At 65.2% G+C, this 26,224-nt stretch carries 26 protein-coding genes and 1 tRNA gene; 10 read left to right on the forward strand and 17 right to left on the reverse strand.

Features of this window, described 5'->3' with window-relative positions; all coding sequences use genetic code 11:
* Window positions 1–20: 20 nt before the first annotated feature.
* The 5 genes from U5822_RS05360 to U5822_RS05380 form a co-directional block, all read right to left on the reverse strand.
* Window positions 21–215: a hypothetical protein gene (locus U5822_RS05360; RefSeq protein WP_322854599.1), complete on the reverse strand. Its 195-nt coding sequence runs from the start codon at window positions 213–215 to the stop codon at window positions 21–23.
* 19 nt (window positions 216–234) lie between these two features.
* Window positions 235–1,449 carry a YeeE/YedE family protein gene (locus tag U5822_RS05365; RefSeq protein ID WP_322854600.1) on the reverse strand — a complete coding sequence of 405 codons (1,215 nt, stop codon included), beginning with the start codon at window positions 1,447–1,449 and terminating at the stop codon, window positions 235–237.
* 11 nt (window positions 1,450–1,460) lie between these two features.
* Window positions 1,461–2,414 carry a sulfurtransferase gene (locus U5822_RS05370; RefSeq protein ID WP_322854601.1) on the reverse strand — a complete coding sequence of 318 codons (954 nt, stop codon included), beginning with the start codon at window positions 2,412–2,414 and terminating at the stop codon, window positions 1,461–1,463.
* Between the two features lie 183 nt (window positions 2,415–2,597).
* A complete protein-coding gene (locus U5822_RS05375; protein WP_322854602.1) occupies window positions 2,598–3,449 on the reverse strand; it encodes a UDP-2,3-diacylglucosamine diphosphatase in 852 nt (283 codons plus the stop codon).
* Between the two features lie 91 nt (window positions 3,450–3,540).
* Window positions 3,541–4,164, reverse strand: a complete 624-nt coding sequence (locus tag U5822_RS05380) for a YbhB/YbcL family Raf kinase inhibitor-like protein (RefSeq protein ID WP_322854603.1) — start codon at window positions 4,162–4,164, stop codon at window positions 3,541–3,543.
* 139 nt (window positions 4,165–4,303) lie between these two features.
* Here U5822_RS05380 and U5822_RS05385 point away from each other — a divergent pair, with 139 nt between their 5' ends.
* The 3 genes from U5822_RS05385 to U5822_RS05395 all read left to right on the forward strand — a co-directional run bounded on the left by U5822_RS05385 (window position 4,304) and on the right by U5822_RS05395 (window position 5,733).
* Window positions 4,304–4,735 carry an ankyrin repeat domain-containing protein gene (locus tag U5822_RS05385; protein WP_322854604.1) on the forward strand — a complete coding sequence of 144 codons (432 nt, stop codon included), beginning with the start codon at window positions 4,304–4,306 and terminating at the stop codon, window positions 4,733–4,735.
* A 7-nt stretch (window positions 4,736–4,742) separates the two neighbouring features.
* Window positions 4,743–5,483 (forward strand): spermidine synthase, encoded by a 741-nt coding sequence (locus U5822_RS05390; RefSeq protein WP_322854605.1) that lies wholly within the window; start codon window positions 4,743–4,745, stop codon window positions 5,481–5,483.
* A gap of 73 nt (window positions 5,484–5,556) precedes the next feature.
* Complete coding sequence (locus tag U5822_RS05395; protein ID WP_322854606.1) at window positions 5,557–5,733, forward strand: hypothetical protein; 177 nt, start codon at window positions 5,557–5,559, stop codon at window positions 5,731–5,733.
* Window positions 5,734–5,737: 4 nt separating this feature from the next.
* On the opposite strand, the gene U5822_RS05400 is transcribed toward U5822_RS05395, so the two are convergent.
* Both U5822_RS05400 and U5822_RS05405 read right to left on the reverse strand, forming a co-directional pair.
* Window positions 5,738–6,298 carry an LOG family protein gene (locus U5822_RS05400; protein ID WP_322854607.1) on the reverse strand — a complete coding sequence of 187 codons (561 nt, stop codon included), beginning with the start codon at window positions 6,296–6,298 and terminating at the stop codon, window positions 5,738–5,740.
* A 204-nt stretch (window positions 6,299–6,502) separates the two neighbouring features.
* Window positions 6,503–7,057 carry a carboxymuconolactone decarboxylase family protein gene (locus tag U5822_RS05405; RefSeq protein WP_322854608.1) on the reverse strand — a complete coding sequence of 185 codons (555 nt, stop codon included), beginning with the start codon at window positions 7,055–7,057 and terminating at the stop codon, window positions 6,503–6,505.
* A 124-nt stretch (window positions 7,058–7,181) separates the two neighbouring features.
* Between U5822_RS05405 and U5822_RS05410 the strand changes: the two genes are divergently transcribed.
* Window positions 7,182–7,787 (forward strand): TetR/AcrR family transcriptional regulator, encoded by a 606-nt coding sequence (locus U5822_RS05410; protein WP_322854609.1) that lies wholly within the window; start codon window positions 7,182–7,184, stop codon window positions 7,785–7,787.
* 175 nt (window positions 7,788–7,962) lie between these two features.
* Window positions 7,963–9,273 (forward strand): NAD(P)/FAD-dependent oxidoreductase, encoded by a 1,311-nt coding sequence (locus U5822_RS05415; RefSeq protein WP_322854610.1) that lies wholly within the window; start codon window positions 7,963–7,965, stop codon window positions 9,271–9,273.
* 27 nt (window positions 9,274–9,300) lie between these two features.
* Here U5822_RS05415 and U5822_RS05420 read toward each other — a convergent pair whose 3' ends face one another.
* Window positions 9,301–11,595 carry a putative bifunctional diguanylate cyclase/phosphodiesterase gene (locus tag U5822_RS05420; protein ID WP_322854611.1) on the reverse strand — a complete coding sequence of 765 codons (2,295 nt, stop codon included), beginning with the start codon at window positions 11,593–11,595 and terminating at the stop codon, window positions 9,301–9,303.
* A 233-nt stretch (window positions 11,596–11,828) separates the two neighbouring features.
* Window positions 11,829–11,902: transfer RNA gene (locus U5822_RS05425), tRNA-Gly, on the reverse strand.
* A 71-nt stretch (window positions 11,903–11,973) separates the two neighbouring features.
* Between U5822_RS05425 and U5822_RS05430 the strand changes: the two genes are divergently transcribed.
* From U5822_RS05430 to U5822_RS05440, 3 genes are all read left to right on the forward strand, one after another.
* Window positions 11,974–13,698, forward strand: coding sequence for a potassium/proton antiporter (locus U5822_RS05430; RefSeq protein WP_322854612.1), 1,725 nt, complete (start codon window positions 11,974–11,976; stop codon window positions 13,696–13,698).
* Window positions 13,699–13,806: 108 nt separating this feature from the next.
* Window positions 13,807–14,367, forward strand: coding sequence for a L,D-transpeptidase family protein (locus tag U5822_RS05435; protein WP_322854613.1), 561 nt, complete (start codon window positions 13,807–13,809; stop codon window positions 14,365–14,367).
* A 205-nt stretch (window positions 14,368–14,572) separates the two neighbouring features.
* Window positions 14,573–14,851 (forward strand): Lpp/OprI family alanine-zipper lipoprotein, encoded by a 279-nt coding sequence (locus U5822_RS05440; RefSeq protein WP_322854614.1) that lies wholly within the window; start codon window positions 14,573–14,575, stop codon window positions 14,849–14,851.
* 49 nt (window positions 14,852–14,900) lie between these two features.
* Here U5822_RS05440 and U5822_RS05445 read toward each other — a convergent pair whose 3' ends face one another.
* From U5822_RS05445 to U5822_RS05480, 8 genes are all read right to left on the reverse strand, one after another.
* The gene (locus U5822_RS05445) at window positions 14,901–15,701 is read right to left on the reverse strand and encodes a slipin family protein (protein ID WP_322854615.1); all 801 of its coding nucleotides are present in this window, start codon (window positions 15,699–15,701) and stop codon (window positions 14,901–14,903) included.
* A gap of 39 nt (window positions 15,702–15,740) precedes the next feature.
* Complete coding sequence (locus U5822_RS05450) at window positions 15,741–17,192, reverse strand: NfeD family protein (RefSeq protein WP_322854616.1); 1,452 nt, start codon at window positions 17,190–17,192, stop codon at window positions 15,741–15,743.
* A gap of 26 nt (window positions 17,193–17,218) precedes the next feature.
* Window positions 17,219–17,971 (reverse strand): SDR family oxidoreductase, encoded by a 753-nt coding sequence (locus U5822_RS05455; protein WP_322854617.1) that lies wholly within the window; start codon window positions 17,969–17,971, stop codon window positions 17,219–17,221.
* Between the two features lie 51 nt (window positions 17,972–18,022).
* Complete coding sequence (locus tag U5822_RS05460) at window positions 18,023–19,066, reverse strand: L,D-transpeptidase family protein (protein ID WP_322854618.1); 1,044 nt, start codon at window positions 19,064–19,066, stop codon at window positions 18,023–18,025.
* 54 nt (window positions 19,067–19,120) lie between these two features.
* Window positions 19,121–19,690, reverse strand: coding sequence for a TMEM165/GDT1 family protein (locus U5822_RS05465; RefSeq protein ID WP_322854619.1), 570 nt, complete (start codon window positions 19,688–19,690; stop codon window positions 19,121–19,123).
* A 235-nt stretch (window positions 19,691–19,925) separates the two neighbouring features.
* Window positions 19,926–21,317, reverse strand: coding sequence for a DHA2 family efflux MFS transporter permease subunit (locus U5822_RS05470; protein WP_322854620.1), 1,392 nt, complete (start codon window positions 21,315–21,317; stop codon window positions 19,926–19,928).
* Window positions 21,318–21,320: 3 nt separating this feature from the next.
* Window positions 21,321–21,746, reverse strand: coding sequence for a MarR family transcriptional regulator (locus U5822_RS05475; protein ID WP_322854621.1), 426 nt, complete (start codon window positions 21,744–21,746; stop codon window positions 21,321–21,323).
* A gap of 157 nt (window positions 21,747–21,903) precedes the next feature.
* Window positions 21,904–23,190, reverse strand: a complete 1,287-nt coding sequence (locus U5822_RS05480; RefSeq protein ID WP_322854622.1) for an MFS transporter — start codon at window positions 23,188–23,190, stop codon at window positions 21,904–21,906.
* A gap of 277 nt (window positions 23,191–23,467) precedes the next feature.
* Here U5822_RS05480 and U5822_RS05485 point away from each other — a divergent pair, with 277 nt between their 5' ends.
* Window positions 23,468–24,370: a helix-turn-helix transcriptional regulator gene (locus tag U5822_RS05485; protein ID WP_322854623.1), complete on the forward strand. Its 903-nt coding sequence runs from the start codon at window positions 23,468–23,470 to the stop codon at window positions 24,368–24,370.
* Window positions 24,371–24,379: 9 nt separating this feature from the next.
* Window positions 24,380–26,137, forward strand: a complete 1,758-nt coding sequence (locus tag U5822_RS05490; protein ID WP_322854624.1) for an ExeM/NucH family extracellular endonuclease — start codon at window positions 24,380–24,382, stop codon at window positions 26,135–26,137.
* Window positions 26,138–26,224 lie beyond the last annotated feature (87 nt).

Consider the following 26,224-nt stretch of genomic DNA (forward strand, 5'->3'; position numbering starts at 1 on the left):
GGCCCTGCGCGCCCCGTGCCTCAGTCGCGGGTGGAGGGACAGGGCGCGCCACAAGGCGCGCACGCGGTGTCATCGCGCTGGCTCAGGGCGGTCTGGACATTGCCCTGGCCGGCGTTGAACTGGAAGGTCGGGCTGCCCAGGTGATCCGCCAGGATCAGCACCAGCAGCACGACAAACGTGATCAGGATACGGGTACGGCTGTAGGCGCGCGCCATCTTCGACTCCCTCTCCATGTCAGTTTGGCAGGCGGAACCAGGGCCGCAACCGGATGCCGATGAGCGAGCCGGCAAAGGCACAGGCAAACCAGACCCAGGCGTGCAGGCTGGCCGAGGCAATGCCCGAGAACAGGGCGCCAATGTTGCAGCCAAAGCCGAGGCGGGCGCCGTAGCCCAGCAGCAGGCCGCCGACCACCGCTGCCAGGAACTGCCTTGACTCGGGCCGGTTGCGGCTGGCCTCGTTGAACCGGTTGGCCAGGCCCGCCGCCAGCATGGCGCCCAGCAGCAGCCCGAAGTTCATCACCGAGGGAATGTTGGTGAGCACCGAGTCCTTCAACGCCATGGCCGGGTACTGCCACTGCCAGAACTCGAACTGCCCCATGTTCACGCCGATCGCCTCCAGGGCCTTGGCACCCCAGACGTTGAACGCGAAGGTGATGCTCCAGGGCGCGCCGCCGATGGCCAGGGTCAGGGCGTTGCCCACCGCCAGGATCAGGATGGCCCAGGTGAACGGCCAGCGACCCGACACCAGGGTGCGGAACACCCCATGCCCCTGGGCCTGCCAGAGCAGTTCGCCCCGCTCCACCGAGCCGTGGCTCTTGCGCTCGACGCGGTTGACCCAGAGCGCAATCAGGCCCAGACCGATCCACTGGGCCAGAATGGCACCACTGACACCGAGGGTGGCCACCAGGGGCACCGGGTCAAACCCGGGCTGGTCCAGCCACCAGGGCAGGTGAATGGAGCCGGCGACGGTGCCGACGATGAAAAACACCAGGGTGATGACCATGCGGATGTTGCCGGCGCCGACAGTGAACAGGGTTCCGGAGCCGCAGCCGCCACCAAGCTGCATGCCGATGCCGAACAGGAACGAGCCCACCACCAGCGAGGTGCCCACCGGCGCAACCGCGCCCACCAGGCCGGCCTGGCCGCTGTGCAGCAACGGCACCATGATCAGCGAACTGAGGCCAAACAACAGCAGCTGGGCGCGCATCCCCGCGCCCCGGCGGTGCACCACCAGATTGCGCCAGCCGGCGGTGAATCCGAAGGCGCCGTGATACAGGGCAATGCCCAAGACGGTGCCGATCACGAACAGCACCACCATGAAGGGTTCGGTTTCCAGCCAGATCAGGCCGGCCAGCAGGGCGAACCCGGTCAGGGCGGTGGCAACAACAAATCGGTCGATCTGCCAGCCGGGGCTTGGCGCCGCCGGCTGGGCGAGGGCGGTGTCAGTCATGGGCCGGGCGCTCAGTCGAACAGATCAAGCAGCTTGCCCAGGCCCTTGCGGGCCACCTGGATTGGCCTGCTGCTGTCCTGGGACCACTCGGACATGGAACCGTCGTACAGGGCCACTTCCTGGAACCCCGCCAGTTCGCTCAGCACGAACCAGTCGGTGGCGGCCCAGTGGCCGGTGTTGCAGAAGGAGATGGTGCGCGCCGCCGGATCCAGCTTGGCCGCGTTGACCTGGCCGGTGACGCGCTCAGCGTCCAGGTAAAAGACCTCGTCACGCTGACCGACAAACTGGTGATGGGGCAGGTTCCTGGCGCCGGGAATGGTGCCCGGTGCCTTGGCGGCCGGGGACTGGGTCTCGCCGCGGAAATAGTCGGCCGGGCGCGCGTCCACCAGCTGGGCCTGGGACTCCCGCGCCTGCTCGACTTCCGCCAGGGTGGCGATCAGCTCCGGCTGCAGGCGGCCGCTGAACTTCGCCAGCTCGTAGTCGGCGCCCTCGCCGCTGGCGACCTGGAAACCGGCGGCGCGCCAACCGGCAAAGCCGCCGTTGAGAACCGCCACCCGGTCATGGCCCAGCACCCGGAAGGTCCAGTACACCCGGGCGGCGCTGCCAAAATCGGTCGCGCCCGTGCCCGCGGGCACGATCACCACGGTGTCGTCGTTGCCGATGCCCAGGCTGCCGACCAGCCGCTCCAGGCTGGCCACCGGCGGCAGCACGCCCTGGACGCCGTCGCGGTTCTCGCGCCAGCCGTCGCCGGTGTAGCTGCTGTAGCGACTGCCGGGAATGTGGGCCTGCTGGAAACTGCTGCGATCCCCACCGTTGTCGATACCAGACCGTACGTCCAGCACCACCAGCTGATCCTGGTTCAGGTGCTCGTTCAGCCAATCGGCGTCAACCAGGGCCGAGGGCGGCTGGGCGGCGTGGGCCACCGCCCCCGCCAGTACCAAAATGACAAACAGGATGGGCTTCATGGTGATACCTCGTGTACGTGCATTGCGGCCGGAATACCCGAAAACATACGCCCATCCGTCCGGATGGATTGCCGAACGGCCAAGCCCGGGCCTGGAAAGCAGTATTTCCGGTCCGTGATTCAGGGTCTCAGGGTGTGTGACTGGACAACGAGGGAAAAGGTTTCCGGCAGCCGGCGCCCGGCACTAACTCGCCAGGCGATTGACCTGTTCCACGAAGCCGGCCGGTACCGGATCGAGCGCCGGCCGGGCCTCGCCGCACACGTCCGGATGCGGGGCGTCCGGCTCCACCGCCAGGATGGACGGCGCCTCCGACCAGTGCAGCAGCTCGAGGCGGCCGTCGCCCTGTTCCACCAGGGCGGTGCAATGCTCGACCCAGTCGCCGTCGTTGCAGTAGAGGCCGGTTTCGCTGCGCAGGAAGCCGGCGGAATGGATGTGGCCACAAATAAATCCGTCGTAGTGGCCCTTCTCGGCCACCGTCAGGGCCGCGAGTTCAAACCGGCGAATGAAGGTGCGGGCCCGGCCAATACGGCTTTTCACCCAGGCCGCCAGTGACCAGTAAGGTTTGCCCTGCAGACGCCGCAAGCCGTTGAACCAGCGGTTGAGCCGCAACAGCAGGCCGTGGGCCCGGTCACCTACCAGCAGCATCAGCGGACTGCACCGCACCACCTGGTCGAACTGGTCACCGTGGCACACCATGAACCGGCGCCCGTCCGCGGTGGTATGCACCACCTTGTGCCTCAGTTCGATGCCGGCGATGGTCTGGCCGCAGAATTTGCGGAAGAACTCGTCGTGGTTGCCCGGGACATAGACCACCCGGGTACCCTCGGCGGCGATCTCGATGAACCGGTGGACGATGGCGTGATGCTCCGGGGGCAGGTGCACCCGCTTTTGCATGGCGATGAGATCGACGATGTCGCCGACCAGGTACAGTGTGTCGCAGCGCACCTGGTTCAGGAAATCCAGCAGATAGGCCGCCTGGCAATCCGCGGTGCCCAGGTGCACATCAGAAATGAAAACGCTCCGGTAGTGTCGCATGGTGTCCCCCGCCGTCAGCCGCCCGGATGAGTCAATGCTCACACGGGCGCATGACCGCGGGGTGACAGCCTCACGACAATTCCATGACCGCCTAGCGCAGGGCCGGGTTCAGGGTGTAGGTTCCGGTGACCCGGGCGCTGGCCAGGACGTGGCCGGCCATGGCCTGGCGGACGTCGTTGCCGTCGAAGTCACCGGACAGGCCCAGGCTTTCGATATCCAGCGCGTGCACTTCGAAATGGTAGTGGTGGATGATCTCGTCGTTCCAGGGCGGACAGGGGCCATCGTAACCGGCGTAGGTGCCGGCCATGTCCGGGTTGCCGGCCAGGAACTGGGTGTAGTTGTTGACCCCACGGATACCGATGGGCCCCGGACCCGGCGCCTTGCCCTTGGGAATCACGCCGTCGCTGTCCTCGCCTTCGGGAATCCGGCTGGTGCCGGCGGGCACGTCCACCAGCAGCCAGTGGAAGAAATCCACCCGGGGCAGGTCCTTGGACACGGTCTTGCCCTCCTGATTGACATCATCGGCGACGCTGGGCACGTCCGGATCGAACATCATCACCACGAAGCTGCGGGTACCATCGGGCGCGCCCGTCCAGACCGTCTCGGGGTTGCGGTTGGGCCCGAAACTCATATGATCTGCCTCGCTGTAAACGCCAAACGCGAATTTTTCCGGGATTGGCTGACCTTCTTCGATGCCTTGCACCTCAAGTTTCACGGGGATGTCTCCTGTTGCTGATTGGCCGGTGTCTCGGTCACCGTGACGGACCCTGGCCCGTTCTGTGATACTACGCTAAACCCGGTTGTAACAGTGCTGTCGTAGGTCTGTCCAGCGTCTGGCACCTAGAGGAATTATGATGACTGATCCGAAATCCGGCCAGCCACAGGCCCCGGAAAACCAGAATGACGAAGACGCCATCGCCTTTGCCCAGGGGATTTTCGAGTTGGCGCGCAAGGGGGCAGCGGGCTTCCTGGCGCCCCTGCTCGGGGCCGGGGTACCCGTAGACGTCCGCACCAGCGATGGCCAGAGCCTGCTGATGCTGGCGGCCGAGGGTGGCCACACGGACACGGTACAGCTGCTTATCGAATCCGGAGCCCACGTCGACCTCACCGACCACCGGGGCCAAACGGCGCTGATGGTGGCCGCACGGGGCAATCACGGCGACGTGGTTGCGCGTCTGCTTGCGGCCGGTGCCGACACCGACCTGACCAATGACAATCACGAATCGGCCAGGGATTTGGCGCGCTCCGCGGGTGCCGACGCGGCGCTGGCGCATTTGCCCGACTGAACGGGTCATGCTGAACAAAGGCGAGATCGTGCATCGCACCCGCGATGCCCTGGGCGAGATCCTGGTCATCGACTACCGCCGGCACCGGGTGCTGACCTTCGACTCGCCCTTTGAGCAGAGCAAGATCGACCGCCGGCGCCCGCACCTGCCGGTGCACGAGTACAACCGAGCCATGATGCTGCCGGCAGCCTTTGCCCAGCCCGGGCACGTCACCATCCTGGGGCTGGGCGGGGGCGTGATGGCGATGGCCTTTCACCACCTGTTTGCCGAGTGCCGGGTACACGCGGTGGAGCTGCGCCCGGAGGTCTTGGCGGTGTCCCGGACCTTCTTCGACCTGCCCGACAGTCCGCGCCTGCAAGTGACCATTGCCGATGCCCGGGCCGCGCTCGAGCGCCAGCCGGACGCCAGCACCGACCTGATCCTGGCGGACCTGTACAACGCCGAGCGCATGAGCCCGGCCCAGGCCCAGCGCCAGTTCGTGGACCAGTGCGCGCGGGTGCTGTCAGCCGGCGGCTGGCTGACCCTGAACTACCACCGCCCGCCCGATCCGGACGGTCCCTATTTCCGCCAGCTGCGACGACGGTTTGCGATCCTGTTGACGTTCCAGAGCAAGACCAACAACACGGTGGTGTACGCCAGCAAACAACCCTTCGAGCCCCTGTACTCCCGGGACCCACGCCTGAAGGCACTGGAGCGTCGGCTGCCCATCGACTGGCGCAAGCTGATGGCCCGGGTGGTGCGACTCTGACCACCCGGCTTGATCAACCGGCAGGATGTTCCATAGTTATCAGTGAAGCTCATTGCCTGTGGAGGGACAGGGTATGACCGATGAGGACTACAAGAAACTTCACCCGATATTGAACGAGGTCACCCAGACCTACGTCAGCCTGTACACCAACCGGCCGAACGAAAAGAACCGGGAAAAGCTGATCAAACTGGAAGCGCTGCTGCACGAAAAGCTGGAACAACTGAAAAAAGCCAAAGACGACACCCAGTGATCGCTCAGGTCCACTTCTCATGCGGGGGTTGGTAGTGGCGGAAGCGGTCGATCAGGTCCTCGGCTGACTCGGAGACCACCAGCATGTCGACATACTCCTGCTGCAGGAAGCCGGCCGCCTCCATGGTTCGTGCCATGGCCAGCAGCGGGTCGTAGAAGCCGTCGACGTTGATCAGCCCGCAGGGCTTGTGGTGAAACCCCAGTTGGCCCCAGGTCCAGGCTTCGAACAGCTCTTCCAGGGTGCCGATGCCGCCGGGCAGCGCGACAAAGCCGTCCGCCAGCTCCGCCATCTTGGCCTTGCGCTCGTGCATGTCCCGCACCACGAACAGCTCGGTCAGGCTCGGATGCGCCAGCTCACGGTCCCGGAGATGCTCGGGGATCACTCCGTAGACCCGGCCGCCCTGGGCCAGCACCGAATCGGCGACCACTCCCATCAGCCCGACATGGCCACCGCCGAACACCAGGTCGATGCCCTGGGTGCCGAGTGCCGCGCCCAAGGCCTGGGCCGCTCGGGCATACCGGGGATCGGCTCCGGTTCGGGAACCGCAATAAACCGCTAGTTTCATGGCGCTCTCGCTCTTGGGGCATGGGACCGGGGTTAGGTCCCTACCATAGCAGATCGGAGCATGGCGGTATCGGGGCAACGCCTGTGGTTGCGCGAGGGGTTGCGCGAGGGAAAAGACGGAACGCTTTGGCCGACCGGCCGATGATCAGAGGGGATGTGCGACGGATGCGGGCAACCCCGCATCCGTCGCAGTCATGGAGACGGCTTACTCGGCCTTCTTCCAGGCAAACTTCTGGAACGGCTCATCCACCGGGGTCTCGGCGATGTGGTTGATGTAATTACTCATCACCTTCTGGGACAGTACCAGGATCACTTCCAGCACCTGGCGATAGCTGTACCCGGCCTGGTAGAACGCGTCCAGGTCCTCACTGCTGACGTTGCCACGCTTGCGGGTCACCGCCAGGGTGAACGTGCGCAGCGCTTCGAGCTTGTCGCTCGGCAGCGGGGTTTCATCACGCAGGGCGTTGATGATGTCGTCGGACACTTTCATGTTCTTGGCGATCCCGGTGTGGGCCGGTACGCAGTAATGACAGGCGTGCTCGACGTTGATGGACTGCCAGACCACGGTGGTTTCGTCGTTGTCGAAACTGGTGTCCAGCACCAGCTGGTGCAGCTTCTGGTAGCCGTCCAGGACGCCTGGCGCCTCGGCCATCACGGCGTGTAGACCCGGAATCATACCGAAGGCTTTCTGGGAGTTCTCCAGCAGCGGCTTGGATTGCTCCGGTGCGGATTCGATGTCGTGCAGGGTAAAGTCAGTCATATCGGCCTCCATATTTGAGTGATCGCTCAATTACAACTCAAACCGTACCTGTTTCTGAGCGACCGTTCAAGTTATAATTGAGCGCACATTCAATTTGAACCTGCTGATTGAACGGATTGACGTTATGGCCCGACAAGCCCGCTACGACCGAGAAACCGCGCTGAAAAAAGCCGTCGCCCTGTTCTGGGAGCGGGGCTACCACGGCAGTTCCATGAAGCAGATCGAACAGGCCCTGGACATGCGTCCCGGCAGTATCTACGCCACCTTCGGCAGCAAGGATGACCTGTTCTCCGAGGCCCTGGCCGCCTACGCGGAACAGGGACGCCAGGAACTGAACCACTACCTGGCCCAGACCGATTCCCTGATCGACGGCCTGCAGACCTACCTGCGACGCATTGCCTGCCATCCTGACCAGGCACCGGTCCAGCCGTCCCGGGCGTGCATGATCGTCAAGACCCTGCTGGAGTCGAGCAACACCCATCCGGCCCTGGCGGACCAGGCCAACCGGATCCTGGCCTCGATCCAGCACGCCATCCACGACGCCCTGGAACGGGCCAAGGCCCGCGGCGAACTGCTCGAGACCACTGACTGCCAGCGGCTGGCCCGGCTGCTGCAGGCCCAGATGGTCGCCATTCGCTCCATGGCCGAACGCAATCTGCCGCCCGCCGAACTGGCGGATCTGGGCGACGATGTCGCCGGCATTCTGGACGCCTACCGGGCCCGCCACTGAGCCCGCCGCTCGCCGCGCCCTCTGACACTTCCGTACAATTGTGCCGGGGGGTAGCGCCGGGTTAGACTACTTCCGGCAGCATTAGCACCCTACCTTTCCGTCCGGCCCAGTGACGACAGCCAAGCGTTTTGCCCGAAGAGCGCTTGGCTCTCTTCATTCTTAAAGGCTGTTTGTTATGGAAAACCTGCATCACATCGTGGTGGTCGGCGGCGGTGCCGGCGGCCTCGAACTGGTCACCCGCCTCGGCAACAAACTGGGCAAGAAGCGCAAGGCCCGCATCACCCTGGTCGACTCCGACCTGACCCACGTCTGGAAACCGCTGCTGCACGAGGTCGCCTCCGGTTCCCTGGACGCCAGTGCCAACGAGATCAACTACCGCGCCCACGCCCGTAAACACCACTACGAGTTCCAACTGGGGCGCATGAGCGGACTCGACCGGGACACCCGGCAACTGGTGATTGCCCCCTTCCACGACGACGACGGCTCCGAGGTGGTGCCGGAACGGCGGATCCAGTACGACACCCTGGTGATTGCGGTGGGCAGCACCGCCAACGACTTCGGCACGCCCGGGGCCCAGGACCACTGCCTGTTCCTGGACAGCCTGAAACAGGCCCGGCGCTTCCACAACCTGATGCTCAACGCCTTCCTGCGCAAAAACCACCGGGCGTTGCAGGGCCAGGATCATGGCCTCAATATCAGCATCATCGGCGCCGGCGCCACCGGGGTGGAACTGGCGGCGGAGCTGCGCCTGGCCTCCCGGGAGCTGCCGGTCTACGGCATGAACCACCTGCAACCCTCGGACGTGTCGATCACCGTGATCGAGGCCGCCGACCGCATCCTGCCGGCCCTGCCGGCCCGACTCTCGGCCGCCGCCAGCCGGGAACTGGAGCGCCAGCACATCGACGTGCGGACCGGGCAACCGGTAAGCGAGGTCCGGGCCAGCAGCCTGGTCATGAAGGATGGCACCGAGCTGCCGTCGGAGATGACCATCTGGGCCGCCGGCATTAAGGCCCCGGCCTTCCTGGCCGAACTCGATGGTCTGGAAGCCAACCGCGGCAATCAGCTGGTGGTGCGCCAAAGCCTGCAGACCACCCGGGACGAGGCCATATTCGCCCTCGGCGATTGCGCCGAGTGTCCGCAGCCGGACTCGGACCGGCCGGTCCCACCGCGGGCCCAGGCCGCTCACCAGCAGGCCGATGCCCTGTTCAAGACCCTGTGCAACCGGCTGGCGGGCGAGGCGCCGGTGGATTTCGTCTACAACGATCACGGTTCGCTGATCAATTTCAGTCGCTACACCACCGTCGGCAACCTGATGGGCAACCTGTCCGGACGCAGCATGTACGTCGAGGGCAAGGTGGCGCGGCTGTTTTACCTGTCCCTGTATCGAATGCACCAGATGGCCCTGCACGGGCCCCTGCGCACCGGGGTGATCTGGCTGATGGATAAGATCAGTCGGGCCATGCAGCCGCGCCTGAAGCTGCACTAGCGCCGCCAGCGCCCTGGGGCTAAAACCTCAGGGCAGGCTGTCACTGGCCTCGGGCTGGGTGATCCAGTTCAGGATCTGGTCCAGGGGTGCGGGCGGACTGTACAGGAAGCCCTGGCCGTAGCTGCAGCCCAGTGCAGCAACAAAGGTCTCCTGGTCCGGGCTTTCGATCCCTTCCGCGACGGTTTTCATGCCCATGGTGTTGGCCATGAACACAATGCTTTTGACCAGCGAGGTGTTGCTGACCAGGGAACTGTCACCGCTGATGAAGGACTTGTCGATCTTGATGGTATGTAGCGGGTATTTCTGCAGGTAGCCCAGGGCGGAGTAACCGGTGCCGAAATCATCCAGCACCAGTTGGTAGCCGCGTGCGGCCAGATCCTTCAGCACACTGTGCTCATTGTCGGATTCCACGATCAACAGACTCTCGGTAATCTCCAGTTTCAGTTGCGACGGCTCCTGACCGTACTGGCGCAGCAGGGCGTCCAGCCGATCCGGCAAGCCCGGGTCCCGCAACTGCCTGGCCGACACATTGATCGACATGGTCAGTGCCCGACCGGCCCGCTGCTCCAGCTGGCACAAATCCTTGAGCACCTGCTCCGCCACCCACATCCCGATGACGTCGATGGCACCACTCTCTTCGGCGACCGTAATGAATTCCGACGGCAACACCTCGCCAAGCTCGGGACTGCGCCAGCGCAACAGCGCTTCAACCCCCGCCACGGTGCCGGTCGCCAGATCACAAATGGGCTGGTACAGCAGATACAATTCGCCCCGGGTCTGGGCCGAGAGCAGCAGGGTTTTCAGGATCGCCCGCTGGCGCGCCTGCGCTTCCATTTCCTCGCTGTAGAAGCGATGGCCGTTGTGCCCCTGGGTCTTGGCTGCGTACATGGCCATGTCGGCGTAGCGAAAGACGCTGGAGCGATCGGCGGTGTCGTCGGGGATGATGACCACGCCCGCGCTGGCACCAATGGCGATGTGCCGGTTGCCCAGCTGAAGCGGCTCGGCAAACCGACGATGAATGTCGTCCAGAACCCGCTCAACATCCTCGGCGTCGGTGATGTTGGTCAGCAGCAGGCAGAATTCGTCACCGCCAAACCGGGCCACGTAATCCTCGCGCCGAACGCTGCCTTTGAGCTCTTGGGCCACCAGACACAGCAGCTCATCGCCAACATCGTGCCCCAGCGAGTCGTTGACCGCCTTGAAGCCATCCAGGTCGATGTACACGACGGCCGCCTTCTCGTTATGGCGGAAGCAGCGATTGGTCTCATGGGCGACCAGCTCCAGGAACAGGGGACGGTTGACCAGGCCGGTCAGGAAGTCGAACTGGGCCTGCCGCAGCAGCACCCGTCGATTGGCCACCAGTTCCAGAAACTGGCGGTGGGCAAGTGCACTGTAGCGCCGTAATTTGGTGTAGAAAATCAGGCCCGCCAGGGCCATGATCAAGGCCGCACCACCGGTCCAGGGCAACACCATGGCCAGAAACCGACGGCCGGGCTGCTCCGGCGTCCACACCAGGAAGCCCAAGCCCTCACCCTGGGGCGCAAGCAGCGGCAGTGCCTGGGACGTCGATCCGACGCCCTCGGCCGACGGATTGCCCGGCACGAACGCCAGATCCCTGATCTGGAAGTCCTTGGCCCAGGACGCCAGCAGATCCTCATCGATGAACTTGATCAGCACCAGGGCGCCGTGGGATTGGTCGATGGCCCTGTCGGTGGGTTCGTACACGGCAAAGGTGGTGGCGGCCACAAAGGCCGGCACATCGGCCATGATCAGCATGCCCGACACCGGTTGGGGATCGGCGTAATCGGTATCGATCGCCCGCTCAATCAGGCCGGCCAGGCCGTCAGCGATCAACCCGGCGGGCAAGGGCGAGGCCAGCGAATCGCCCTGATAACGACCATAGACCAGCTCACCCTGGACATTCAGGCCAAGAACCGCGTCCAGGCCGTAGCGCTCCTCCAGATAGGAACCGATGTTGGCGTCCGCCCAGTCCCGATCGCGCTGGTACACCAGCATGTCGACGGCTTCGTTCCACCAGCCGTACTCCACACTCAGGTTGGCCAGCTGCCTGAGTTCCAGGTTCAGGACCCGCGCCACCTTCTCCCGGGATTTCTCACCGGCGTAGTCATCCAGGTTCGATGCGGTCAGGAACACCACCACGAGGACCGACGCCATGCACACCAGAATGCCGGCCAGGCTGGCGATCAACCCCTTGTTCAGGGAACGGATCAGGGCCAGGCCGTCATTGCCACTGCCCTCGCGATCCGGGCCCCGGGGAGCCATCGAGCCCGGAGGCACGGTTTCCAGGTTGTTGTTGTCCATTGTCGAGTCGTTATTATTCCCTTAGACGCCGGTCGCGGCATGGTACGACCACCGGGACCTATCCCATTGCTAAAAAATAGTCAGCATTGGCGAAAATTTCACCGCTTTTACCAAATTTCACGATTTTGGCCGGGCAGGCACAGGCGCATCGCCCACCCGCGGCGGTAGCACAGTGGGGACCGCTTCAGTAGACTTTGGGGACAGGCGAACAGCGGCGTCTGGATCGCAAGGAGTGGAGCGGGTGAAGGGAATCGAACCCTCGTATGCAGCTTGGGAAGCTGCCGTTCTACCATTGAACTACACCCGCCTTTACGTCGGCCGCGAGAGCAATATAAGCAGCTGACGCGCCAATGGGCAAGCATTCTGTCTGGAGCAACAATGGATCCCACCCTCACTCTGATCGGCGCCCTGATGCTGGTCATCAGCATCGTGCTCAGCCCGCTGTCCAGCCGCGTGGGCATGCCGGTGCTGCTGATTTTCCTGGGCGTCGGCATGATGATGGGCGAAGACGGCCCGGGGGGCATCGAGTTCGACAACTTCGAGCTGGCCTTCCTGATCGCCAATCTGGCCCTGGGGGTGATTCTCCTGGACGGTGGCATGCGCACCCGGGCCGAGACCTTCCGGGTTGGCCTGCGCCCGGCCCTGATGCTGGCCACCCTGGGGGTGTTCCTGACCGCCGCCGGCGCCGCGGTGGTGGCGCGCTGGGTGTTCGGGCTGGACTGGCTGATGGCCTTCCTGGTCGGTGCCATCATTTCCTCCACCGACGCCGCCGCGGTGTTCTCCCTGCTCCAGGGCCGGGGCCTGCACCTGAATGAACGGGTCAGCGCGACCCTGGAGATAGAGTCCGGCAGCAACGACCCCATGGCGATCTTCCTGACCCTGATGCTGGTCACCCTGATCGCCAACGACGGCGACAGTGCCACCTGGTCGGCGCTGGTCATGCTGATCAAGCAGTTTGGCATTGGCGGCGTGGCCGGCCTGGTGGGTGGCTACCTGGTAGTGGAGCTGGCCAACCGCATCCGGCTCACGCCCTCGCTGTATCCCCTGCTGGTGGCCGCCGCCGGCATCGCCGTGTTCTCCGCCACCAACGCCCTGGGCGGCAGCGGGTTCCTGGCCATCTACCTGACCGGGGTGGTGATCGGCAATCGCCAGGTCCGGATGATGCCCATGATCCTGCAGGTGCACGACGGCCTGGCCTGGCTGGCACAACTCTGCCTGTTCCTGATCCTGGGACTGCTGGTCAATCCCTCGGATCTGGTGCCGCTGGTGGGTAGCGGTCTGATCCTGGCGCTGGCGCTGATTTTCATCATCCGGCCGCTGACCGTGCTGCTGACGCTCTGGCCCTTTGCCTTCAATCGGCGCGAACTCGGGTTCATCAGCTGGGTCGGGCTGCGGGGCGCGGTGCCGATCGTGCTGGCCCTGTTCCCGATCATCGCCGACCTGCCCCAGAGCCAGCTGGTGTTCCACGCCGCCTTCTTCATCGTGCTGGTGTCGCTGGTGGTGCAGGGCACCACCATGGCCCCGCTGGCCCGGAAACTCCGGCTGGAGGTGCCGGCCGGCGACGAACCCTTCCGGCGCCTGCCCCTGGACGCCCCGGGCGCGGGCGACCACGAACTCATGCTGTTTCCGCTCCGGGGCGAGACCTGGGAGACCCCGCGCCGCCTGAGCCAACTGCGGTTCCCGGAGAACACCGCGGTCGCCGGGGTCTTCCGCAACCGGGTGTGCCTGCAGCCGAAGGGCGATCTGGAAGTGGTCAGTGGCGACATGGTCGCCATGTTTGCCACCCCCAACGTGCTGCCCGAGCTGGGCAAGGCCCTGAGCGGTCGCCACGCGCCGAAGTACCTGGCCGAGCGGGCCTTCTTTGGCGATTTCGTGCTCAATGGCGACGCCCTGCTGGGCGATGTCGAACAGGTGTACGGCATCGAGTTTGACGATCTGCCGCCGGAGCTGTCCCTGGCCGAGTGCTTTGCCCGGCGCACCAAGGGCCATCCGGTGGTGGGCGATACCGTCATCCTGGGTCCGGTCACCCTGGTGGCCAGGGCCACCGACGCCGACCGGGTCACCAAGGTCGGCCTGAAGATGGACAGCTCACATAACGTGTGACGCGGCAAACAGAAACCCCAAAAAGTTAACAAAAGCGCTCAACATCCGGCGAAGCAGCTATGGTATAAACAGGTCCCTGTGAATATTAACCATTGGTAAGTTTGGATCATGCTGTTTCGGTTCCTGATTGCTGTCTGCCTGTTTCTGAGCACAGTGTTCGCACCCGCCTCCGCGTCTGCTGGCGATTTGCTGGCGCGCGCCGACACCCGCATGCCGGGCGCCCCGGCGTTCGATCCGGAGGCGGTGGACATCAGCCGGGTGCTGGTGCGCAAAAGCGAACGGCGGCTGTACCTGATGGCCGACGACCAGGTGGTCAAGAGTTACCGGATCTCGCTCGGCGACAACCCCCAGGGCCACAAACTGTACGAGGGCGACGAACGTACCCCGGAGGGCGATTACACCCTGGACTGGCGCAACGCCAGCAGCGATTTCTACAAGTCGATCCACATCTCCTACCCCAGCGCCAAAGACCGCGAACTGGCCCACGCCTGGGGCCTGAACCCCGGCGGCAGCATCATGATTCACGGCCTGCCCAATGAGGCCGGCGACATGGCGTTCGCCTACCAGGGCCTGGACTGGACCGACGGCTGCATTGCCGTCACCAACGAGGAGATGGACGAGATCTGGCAGCTGGTCAGCAACGGAACCCCGATCCGCATCCTTCCCTGAACGCCGGGTGACGGCTGCATTAAGTTGTTGTCATCCGACGAGAAAATATACGTATCCCCAGTTAACATTTTGTCTCAGAGTGTTTTACACTGTTTCACGACTCCGGTAGTCAACGCCTATCGGGCCGGTTTGACAGGAAGTCGTCCATGTACTGAACTGACTTCCGGATATTCAGGAAATAACTCGACCAATAAGGGGATTTACAATGCGTAAACTGACGATCGCCGGGTTTGCACTTGCTACCGTTATGACCGCTGGCTGTGCCTCCAACCAAGCCGCCATCGACGAAGCAAATGCAACTGCGAATTCCGCAGAGCAGACTGCAGAGAATGCACTGAACACCGCTAACAGCGCTGCCAGCTCTGCCCGCACTGCCCAGCAGACCGCCGAAGAAGCCCTGGCCGCTGCCAAAGCAGCCCAGAAGGCCGCTGACGAAGCGAACGAGCGTGCCAAGCGCATGCTTGAGCGTTCCAGCATGAAGTGAAGCTTAGCCTAGGCTAATGCTGAGAAAGGCCGGGAAACCGGCCTTTTTTTTATGCCTCCGGTTTCGGTTGGTCCGGCGCCGCTGGCTTGCCGCCCTTGGCACCGCCCTGCAGGAAGGTGGACATCAGGTCCATCGGCAGCGGAAACACGATGGTCGACGAGGTGGTGTTGCTCATGTCCGCCAGCGTCTGCAGATAGCGCAGCTGCATGGAGCCGGAATTCGCCGCCATGACCTCGGCCGCCTCCACCAGTTTGCGGGACGCCTGCAACTCGCCCTCGGCGTGAATGACCTTGGCCCGTCGCTCCCGTTCCGCCTCCGCCTGACGGGCAATGGCCCGGATCATCGACTCGTTCAGATCCACGTGCTTGATTTCCACGTTGGCGACCTTGATGCCCCACTCCTCGGTCTGGGCGTCGATGATCTCCTGGATGTCCGAATTCAGCTTGTCCCGCTCCGACAGCATCTCGTCGAGGTCGTGTTTGCCCAGCACCGACCGCAGGGTGGTCTGGGCCAGCTGACTGGTGGCGGAATAGAAATCCTCGACCCGGATGATGGCCCGTTCCGGATCCACCACCCGGAAATAGAGCACGGCGTTGACCCGGACCGTGACGTTGTCCTTGGAGATCACGTCCTGGCTGGGCACATCCAGTACGATGACCCGCAGATCCACCCGCACCAGTTGCTGGATGCCCGGGATGACGATGATCAGGCCCGGGCCCTTGACGCCCTGGAACCGCCCCAGGAAAAACACCACGCCGCGCTGGTACTCGGGCAGGATCTTGATCGCCGAGCCCAGGATCAGCAGCAGCACCACCGTCGGTGCCAGGTAGGGAATCAATTCACCAATCATACGGCCTCCTTGGTTTGCCGTGTCCGTGTCTGGGTCGGGTCAGTCGGGCTCGCCGACCACCTCGACCGTTACCGTTAAGCCTTCCATCGCTGTGACCCGCAACGCCGCCCCGGACGGCACCGGTTGCGCGCACACGGCATTCCAGCGCTCGCCATTGAGACGAACGTGACCGCGGTAGTGCGCCTGCTCCGGCACAAAGTCGTCCAGGGCCAGGGCCGGTTCGTGGCTCACCTGCTCGGTGCCGGTGACCGGGCCCTTGCGGCGCAGGCGCATGAATTTGGTGATGGTCCAGAGGATGAAGCCGGCGGCGACCACCGCGGTGCCGCCAATGGTGGGCAGGGAAATGTCGCGATGGCTGCCGTCCATCAGGATGACCGAGCCGGTCACGAAGGCGACGATGCCACCGACCCCGAGAATGCCGAAACTGGGCACGAAGGCCTCGCCGACGATGAACGCCAGCCCCAGCAGGATCAGCGCCAGTCCGGCGTAGTTGACCGACAGCACCTGGAAGGCAAACAGCGCCAGGATCAGGCTGATGGCACCAATTACCCCGGGCACCACCGCACCCGGGTTGGCCAGCTCGAAGATGATGCCGTAGAAGCCGATGATCATCAGGAAGTAGGCGACATTGGGGTTGGTGATCACCGACAGCAGGCGGGTGCGCCAGTCCGGGCGGGCGCGCACCACTTCCAGTGACCCGGTGGCCAGGGTCTGCTCGCCGGCCGCCATCTGCACCGTGCGGCCGTCGATCTGGCTCAACAGGTCGCCAATGCTGGTGGCCACCACCTCGATCACCTGCTGTTCGAGGGCGGCGTTGGCACTGAGGTTGACCGCCTCCCGCACCGCTTCCTCGGCCCAATCGGCGTTGCGGTTGTGGCGTTCGGCCAGGCCCCGGATGTAGCTGACCGCGTCCTCCAGGACCTTGCGCTCCATGGCGGTGCCGCCCCGGCGCTTGCCGTCAGCCGGGGCCTCGTCCCCGGGCGCCGGGTTGTCGGGGTCGGTGGCGTCCGGGTCGGATTCCGGCTCCGGCGAGCCCGGCACCCCGCCCATCTGCACCGGCGTGGCCGAACCCAGGTTGGTGGCCGGCGCCATGGCGGCGACGTGGCTGGCGTAGAGGATGTAGGTTCCGGCGCTGGCAGCCCGGGCGCCCTGGGGCGAGACGTAGGTAACCACCGGGACCTGGGAGGCGAGAATCTTCTTGTTGATTTCCCGCATCGAATCCATCAGGCCACCGGGGGTGTCCATCTCCAGGATCACCACCGACGCGGCTTCGGTCTCGGCGCGCTCGATGCCCCGGGTCACGTAATCCATGGTGGCGGGGCCGATCGCGCCCTCGATGGTCAGCACCAGCGCCAGGTCAGCGTCCCGTTGCTGGGCCCAGGCCTGGTGGAGCAGCGCGGTCAGTGCCAGCAGGGCGCCGGCGAGAAAGATCAGCGCCCAGGCCCGAAGCCGGCGGGCGCGCTGTGGTGCCATGGGTTGGTCGACTTGCATAACGCCTCCCCGGTTTCCGAAACGGGTCAGAACATGCGGGCCAGCACCGGCAGGGGTAACCGTCGCAGCAGGAACCCGATGGGGGTCCAGGGCCAGCGGGGCACAAAACACTCGTTGCGACCGGACTCAATGGCCTTGACCATCGCCCGGCAGCCGGTCCTGGTGTCGACCAGGAACGGCCGGTGTTTGACGTTCTCGTTGATGGCCGTGTGTATGTACCCTGGATACAGTGTAGTCACCCGAATCGGAGATTTCGCCTTTGCCAGTTCGACACGCAGGCCTTCGGAAAGTGCCGCGACCCCGGCTTTGCTGGCGGCGTAGCTGGTCATGGCGGCGGGCATGCCCCGGACCGCCGACACCGAGGACACCGTGACCAGGTGCCCCTGGTTCTGGGCCCGGAACACCGTCATGGCGGCCTCCATCTGGGCCAGGGCCGCGACAAAGTTGGTCTGTGCGGTGTCGCGATTGGCCTGGAAGCCGCCGGTGCCCAGGGCCTGGCCCTGGCCGACGCCGGCATTGACGATGACCCGGTCAAGCCGGCCAAAGTGCTGCTGGAGTTCGCCGAACACCTCGAACACCTGGTCGTGGTCGTTTACGTCCAGGGCCCGGACTTCGACGGTGAGGCCGGGGTAGTCCTGCAGTAATTGCGCTTTCAGGGCGTCCAGGCGGTCGGTACGGCGGGCACAGAGGGCAAGCTGGTCGCCGCGGGCGGCAAATTCCCGGGCCATGCCCTCGCCGAGGCCGGAACTGGCCCCGGTGATCAGGATGGTGCGACTCATGGAGTCTCCTTGGTTGTGATTATTGTTGGCGGAGCGGTCGGGGACCGGGGGTCAGAAGTACAGCTGTTGTTGCTCCTGCTCGCTGGTCGCTTCGCCGGGCACGGTGTCGGCGGAGTCGTCCGCCGCCATCTGGGTGACCTGTTCACCGATCATGGTGGGAATGCCATCGGCCTGGTCGACCGCGATCTCGATGGCCCGACGTTGAACCTCGACTCCGGGGTGCTGCTTGCGGAAGGCTTCCACCTCGGCAAAGACCTGACGCCAGAGCCGGTCGCGATCCTCACTGGGATACTCCTCGTCCGGACGGTGCACCTCCAGCCAGACCTCGCCACCGGACAGACCGATCTTGACCGGGTCCCGGATGACCTGGACCGGGGTGCCCTTGGCAACCTGGTACACAAACCGGGAAATGTCCTCGTTGTACATGCGGAAACAGCCATGGCTGACCGCCATGCCAACCCCGAACTTCTTGTTGGTGCCGTGGATCAGGTAGCCCTTCTCACTGAGCAGCAGGGCGTGGGTGCCCAGCGGGTTGGTGGGGCCGGGCGGAATCATCCGGGGCAGGTATTCGCCGTCGCGCTCATACTCGGCGCGAATGCTGGCCGGCGGGTACCAGGCCGGCGACTCCAGGGGCATGGTGACCTTGGCGTCGGTCAGCGGCGAGGGATTTTCCTCGGTGCCGACGCCGACCGGGTACACCTGCACACCGCCGTCGGTGTAGTAATACAACCGATATTCGGCCAGGTTGATGACGATGCCCTCACGCCGGGCATCCGGCAGCACGTAACGTCGTGGCAGGGTTATGGTGGTGCCTTCGCCGGGCAGCCAGGGGTCCACCCCGGGGTTGGCTTTCACCAGCTCCAGGTAGCCTAGGGCAATACGGTTACCGATGGCGGCAAAGGTGTCCTCGTAGCTGGTGGTGAACACGTCCAGCCGGCCGGCCAGATCCCCGTCCAGGGCAAAGGTGGGAACCCGGGGGGAGCGATCGGGCGCCTCGGCGTCGGCCGGGTCGGCGGATTGATCTTCTGCCGCGTGCAGCGGGGCCAGGGCCATCGCCAGCATCAACAGCGTAATATGAGCAAACTTTAACCACATAGACTTCGTTTCCAGGAGTTCTGTACCACCCGCGTACCAAGACAGCGGCCCGCCTCAGGAGTTCACGACGGTGGCGGCAACCGTCACCAGGGCCAGCGCCACGAACAGCAAGCTGGCGCTGATTCTCGCCGTGGCCAGGGGCAACCGCTCCATCAGCCAGCGCCCTGCCATGATAACCGGTATATTGGCAATCAACATCCCCACAGTGGTACCGAGGATTACCCATACGGTCTCGGTGAACCGGGCCGCCAACACCACGGTGGCAATCTGGGTCTTGTCGCCAATCTCCGCCAGGAAGAACATGATGGTGGTGGCGGCAAACGCGCCCAGGCCCAGGAACCTCGAGTCCTCGCTGTCGTCCTTGTCCGGCACCAGCAGCCAGGCCGCAATGGCAACGAAGCTGGCAGCCAGGATCCAGGGCAACCAGGCCTCGGGCAGGAAACTGGCAACCCAGGCGCCAAGCCAGGCCGAGAGTGCGTGGTTGAGTACCGTCGAGACCAGAATCCCCAGCACAATCGCGAGACGCTGGCCGTAGCGCAGCACCAGGAACAGGGACAACAATTGGGTCTTGTCGCCGATTTCGGCAATGGCGACAGCGGCGGTTGAGGCGAGAAAGGCTTCCATGAACAGCTCCAGGGCGGATTACCAGACATGAGACAGCTCACCTTCCGCCCATGGGAGGTGATCTGCCTCAGGTCTTGCCAGGTCCACCGATCACGCGGTGGAGCACGATAGCCATGGAGATTGAGCCCCAAGTGTGTTGACTACCGTCCGGCCGGGCCACAAACCCGGTCACGGAGGCTACTCCCCTGAAGGAGCGCCTAGTGTAGGCAATCGGCCGGCCACTGGCAACTCCGCCTCAGGCCCGCATGCGCCAGACCGGAATCGCCGCCAGCGCCACGAACACCGCCACCAGCCACCAGGCCGAGTGGAACGCGGCGATGGTGGGCAGGCCGCCGCTGTGTTCGCCAAACTCGATGGTCAGGGCCACCATGTTGACCCCGAAGGCACCGCCGAGCTGGCGGGTGAAATTGATGGTGCTGGAGCCGGCGCCCAGCTGTTCCGGGGCCAGCGGGTTCAACGCCCCGGTCGAGAGCGCCGGCAACATGAAACCAATGCCGATCCGCCCGAGCACGGTCCAGAGCGCCAGCCAGCCGAAGGCCAGGGTCAGGTCGGACAGCGCGAACAGCACCGCCGAGCTGGCAAACAGGGCGATACCGATGATCACCAGCTTGCGCGCGCTCTGCCGGTCCGCCAGCCGCCCGGCCACGGGAAACACCAGGCCCAGGACAATGCCGGCGGGCAGCATCAGCAGGCCGGCTTCGGTGGCGGTGAACTGCAGCGCGGTCTGCACGAACAGCGGCACCAGGTAGGTCGACCCAAACAGCGCCAGCCCGAGCGCCAGGGCGCCCAGGTTGGCGTACAGGAACACCGGGTTGCGCAGCAGGGCGATGTTCATCAGCGGGTGCGGGGTCCGGCGCTCCCGCACCACGAACAGGACCAGCGCCAGCAGCGCCAGGGCGGCGCCAATCAGCACTCGACTCTCCTGCCCGGCCAGATTCTGCAGCCGGTTCAGGGTGTCCAGGGCGAGACTGATGGTCATGCCCAGCAGCACCAGGCCCGGCAGGTCGAAACGGTAGGGTTGCGGGCGCGATGGCGGCAGCGGCAGGAATCGCCAGGCCATGGCCACGCCGATCATGGTCACCGGCGCGGGCGCAAACATGACGTAGCGCCAGCTCAGCTGATCCACCAGGAAGCCGCCGAGGACCGGGCCCAGGGCCGGCGCCAGGATCACCCCCATGCCGTAGATGCCCATGGCCTGGCCGCGCCGTTCGCGCGGGAAGACCCGGAACACCAGGTACATGCCCATGGGCTGCATCAGCCCGGCCATGGCACCCTGGCCGACCCGGGCGGCGATCAGTTGTTCGGGAGAGACGGCAAAGCCGCCGGCAATGGAGATAACGGTGAACAGGAACATGGCGACCGCGAGGGTCTTGCGCACGCCGAAATGGTCGAGCAGCCAGGCCGAGGCCAGCATGGTGGTGGTCATGGCGGCGATGAAACCGGTCGCCAGCCAGTGCACCCGGCCCTGGCGAATGCCGAATTCCAGCATGATGTCGTGCAGCGCCACGTTGACCACGGTGGCGCTGAGCACCGTGGCCATGGTGCCCAGCATGACCGTGGCCACCGCCAGCCAGCGCCAGCGCTCGCCGTACCGGGCTTTCAGGCCCTCAACCGTGTTATCGGCCAAGGCTTACTTCAGCTGCTCGGCGTTTTCCAGGATCTTGTTGAATACCCGGACCGTGCATTCGATGTCGTCGTCGCTGAGCCCTGCCAGCATCTGATCGCGCAGCTTCTCCGCCCGCTCGGTCAGGTCGTCCATGAACGCCCGGCCGGCCTTGGTCAGGAACAGGCGGCGGGCCCGGCGATCGTTGGGGCAGGGCCGGCGCTCGATCAGGCCCTGCTGCTCCAGGCTGTCCAGCAGCCGGACCAGGGTCGGGTTCTCAATCGCCATCAGGTTCGCCAGCTCCCGCTGGGTCAGGCCCTCGCCGCCCTTGTCCAGGTATACCATGGTGCTCCAGCGGGCCTGGGTCACACCCAGGTCCTTCAGGCGCTCGTCGAGCATTTTTCGCCAGCGACGGGTTACCCGGGCGACCGCAAACGGGAACTGATCTTTCATGCTTCAAACTCCATTCATGAAGCCGCCGACCGCGGGCCTCGACCCCGCGCCATCCCGGCTTCAGGCGTACATGGCAGAAAGTACCAATAGTATGCTAACCATTGCCATAAATACAGATGCGGAATGGAAAACAGTGTCGGGGAATACCGAGAGCGGCTCAGCTGGCCTGGCGCTGTTCCTGCTCGTGCATCTGCTCGACCTCGGGCGACTCGTGAAAGGCCTCGTTGCGCGGATCCAGCTCGGCCAGCACCGGCGAGGTTTCCGGCATGGCCGGAACATAGTGTTCCTGGTCCTGGACCGGTACATCCTCGGTGTGGCTGATGCGGTAGCTGGTGATCACCGCCAGCAGCAGCAGGAAGCCGACGTTGCCGAAGAACAGGCCCGACGGTCCCAGCAGGTTGATCAGCTCGGCCATCACGATCGGGCCGATGACACTGCCCACCCCGTAGCTGAGCAGCAGGGTGGCACTGGCGGCCACGATTCGGTTGCTTTCCATGCGGTCATTGGTGATGGCGACGGCAACCGGGTACAGCGACGCCGACAGACCGGTGAACAGGCCGACAAACAGCGTCAGCATGCCCGGGTTGGCAGCCCCGACCATGCCCACCACGCCGGCAGCACCGGCCGCCAGCAGGGCGATGCAGAACATCACCCGGCGCCGGTCAAAGTGGTCACACAACCGGCCCAGAGGCCAGGCCAGCAGCATGGCGGCGACGATGGCACTGGCCATGAAGGTCGAGGTCTTGGCGACATCCAGCCCCACCAGAGTCGCGTAGACCGGCCCCAGGGCGTAGAAACCGCCGATCATGACCCCGCAGATCAGGGCCCCGGCCACGCCGGAAAAGGATTCCCGCGCCAGGGTGAAGAAGGAAATCCGGTGCACCTGCTCGATCACCGGCGCCTCCATCCGGGTCAGGGACAGCGGCAACAACGCCAGGGTCAGCAGGATGGCAGCCAGCGAGAAAGGCATGAAATTGGCCGGGTCGCCGACGTTGACAATCAGCTGACCGCCGGCGGCCGACAGGTAGAACACGATCTGGTACACCGCGAACAGGGCGCCCCGGTTGGCGTTGGTGGCGCGGCTGGAAAACCAGCTTTCGATCACCACCAGGACCCCGGCGATGCTGAACCCGGACACCACCCGGAGCACAGCCCAGAACAGCTCCGACACCGCCATGGGATAGAGCAGGGCCGCCACCGCGGAGGTCGCGGCGAACACCGCGAAGGCCCGGATGTGACCGACCCGGCCAATGATCTTGTGCACATACAGGGTGCCCAGCACAAAACCGATGGAGTAACACACCAGAATCCAGCCAATGATGTCCGGCGACACCGCCTCGATACTCAAACGGATGCCCAGCAGGGTCATCAGGAAGGCATTGCCACTGACCAGCAGCACGATGCTCATGATCAAGGCGGACAGGGAGGCAACCATTCGGGTCATTACTGCGGACTCCGGACTGAAAGTATTGAGCGCACGGGCGAGGGAAAAGGTAGCACCGAATTCCGGATTTTTCCGGCGCCGTATTAGAGCAGCGCGGGGCCCGGGCCACCACTAGGCACTTACCGCAAAAACTACCTGAACACGAACGAACTCCCGGCTGAGGGGCGGTTACAGCTTGGTTTGACAGGGTTTTACATTAATCGGCCGTAACAGACCCCGGGCACCTGAGCAGGTAACATGAGTTGCAGCTATTCACTGGACCCGTGAGCGCCTGGTTATGAAAAAAACGGACTGGCCCATCCGCTGGGATTTGCTACTTCGCTACCGACTGATCGAGACCATCGCCTTGTGGGAGGGTCGCCTGACCACCAACCACATCTGCCACAGTTTCGGTATCGGTCGCCAGCAGGCATCCAAGGACATCAATACCTACCTGCGCGAACTGGCCCCGGGCAATCTGGTCTACGACCGGCACCTGAAAGGCTATGTGCCGGCCGCCAAGTTCCAACCGGTGGTCACCCGCGGCCAGATCGGTGAGTACCTCGACCTGCTGGCGCGGCAACAGAGCCTGAGCAGCACCTTCGAATCGCTCAACATCAGCCTGCCGGAAAGCACGGTGGTGCAGGGGCCAAACCGGATCATCTCGCCGGACACCATGCGCGCGGTGGTGCTGGCCACCCGCCACGGCCGCCAGCTGCGTGCCAGTTACGTGTCCCTGAGCCGTCCGGAAGCGGTGGAAAGCATTCTCGAACCGCACACCCTGGTCTGCACCGGTACCAGCTGGCACCTGCGGGCCTGGTGTGAATCCAACCGCGAGTTCCGGGACTTCGCCCTGAGCCGCTTCCATCGTCCGCCCGAGGCCCTGCGTCAGCGGGCCAAGCACGGCCGCCAGCAGGACCAGGACTGGAACCGGGAAGTCACGATGGTCGTTACCCCGGACCAGCGCCTGACCGAGGCCCAGCAGCAGATCATCGCCCGGGACTACGGCATGGAGCAGGGCCGACTCGAGATCAAGACCCGTGCCGCCCTGGCTCCGTACATGCTGTCACGTCTGGGCATCACCCTGGACAACCAGCACCCGGACCCGCTGGTGCAGCAGCTGGAGCTGGCGAATCCGGATCAACTGGGTTTTGGCAGCAAGCGCGAACGGGCCCTGAAAGCGGTTGCCGGTCTCTGCTAGACTGCGGGCGTGACCACAACCGCCCGACTCATCCTTGCCAGCAGCCTGCTGGCCCTGCTGTACACCCCCCTGTCCAGGGCCGACGCCTGTGGTCAGCCCGCCACCCCGATTGCTGAGATTCAGGGCACCGGCGACCGCTCGCCGCTGGCCGGTCGCACCGTCACCGTGGAGGGCGTGCTTACCCTCGACCTGCGGCACCCCGGCGGCTTCCAGGGTTTCTACCTGCAGCAGGCGGACCACCAGGTCGACGCCGACCCCCGCACCTCCGAGGCCGTCTTCGTCTATACCCGCCGACCCCAGGGCACAGCCGGGGAGCGCCTGCGCCTGACCGGCACGGTCAAGGAATACCATGGCCTGACCGAACTGGTGGGGATTCAGGCCCTGGCCGTGTGCGGCCGCGAGGCGCTGCCCGAGCCGCTCCCGATAACCCTGCCCTGGCAGACACCGCCGGAGGCCCTGGAGAACATGCGGGTTCGCGCCCAAGGCCCGCTGACCGTGATCGACAACTTCCGGCTGGCCCAGTACGGCGAACTGACCCTGGCCGGCGCCGATCAAATCACTGCCACCGAGCTGCATGCCCCTGGCCCGGCCGCCCTCGACCTGGCCCGGCGCCAACGCGAGCAGCGCCTGCTGCTGGACGATGGCCGGCGCGAACGCGACCCCCGGCCTGTGCCCTGGCCGCCGGCCGGCCTCACCGCCGACACCAGCCTGCGTGCCGGCGACCGGGTGCGGGACCTGACCGGGGTGCTGGATTTCCGGTTCGACGCCTGGCGCATGCAGCCGGAAGCCAGTCCAACCTTCGAGTCCGGCAATCCCCGCCCGCCGCCGCCACAACGACCGGACACGCCGCACGTTCGGGTCATGGCCTTCAACCTGGGCAACTACTTCAACGGCGATGGCCGCGGTCAGGGCTTTCCGACCCCACGGGGCGCCGACTCCCTGAGCCAGTTCCAGCGCCAGCACCAGCGCCTGCTGGCGGCGCTCCAGGCGCCGGACCCGGACATCCTGAGTCTGGCCGAGGTCGAAAACGACGGTTACGGCCCGGACAGCGCCATCGCCCAACTGGCCCGGGCCCTGGGGCCGGAATGGCGGGTGGTGGCAACGCCCGGCCAGGACGGCGACGACCAGATTCGCACCGCCATGCTCTACCGCGCCGACCGGGTCCGGGCCGAGGGGCCACCGCAGCGACTGACCACGGGCCCGTTCCGGCATCGCGGCCGGCCACCCCTGAGCCAGGTGTTCCGGGCCAGGTCCGGCGACGCCGGCGTGCGGGTCCTGTCGGTCCATCTCAAGTCCAAGTCCTGCCGCGGCGCCACCGGCGCCGAACGGGCACCGGGCAACGGCGAGGGCTGCTACGCCAACCAGCGCCGGCACTCGGCGCAGGCGCTGGTGGACTGGCTGGCCCGAGTGCCGGAGCCGGCGAACCTGGCCGGCACCCTGGTCACCGGCGACCTGAACGCCTACGCCCGGGAAACCCCGATCGAGCTGTTCCGCGCCGCCGGCTACGCCAGCATGACCCACCAGTTCCAGCCCTGTAGCGCCCACCACTGTCCCGGCACCACCTACCGCTACAACGGCGCCACCGGCACCCTGGATTACGCCCTGGCGTCGGCGTCGCTGCAGCCGCGGGTGCTGGCCGCCCGACCCTGGAAGCTCAACGCCGACGAACCCCGGGCGCTGGGCTATCAGGGCCGCTTGGCCGGGGACGCGGCGCTGCCCTGGCGCTCGTCCGATCACGATCCGGTGATCACCGACCTCCGGCTCTGATCCGGGCGCCGGCCGTGGCTCAAATTTGCCCCAACCTTTGCCCCAAAGCCGGCGCCGGGCGGCTTCGAGGCCAAGGCGCCCCGGGGC

The organism is Marinobacter qingdaonensis (genome assembly GCF_034555935.1).
GTDB lineage: Bacteria > Pseudomonadota > Gammaproteobacteria > Pseudomonadales > Oleiphilaceae > Marinobacter > Marinobacter qingdaonensis.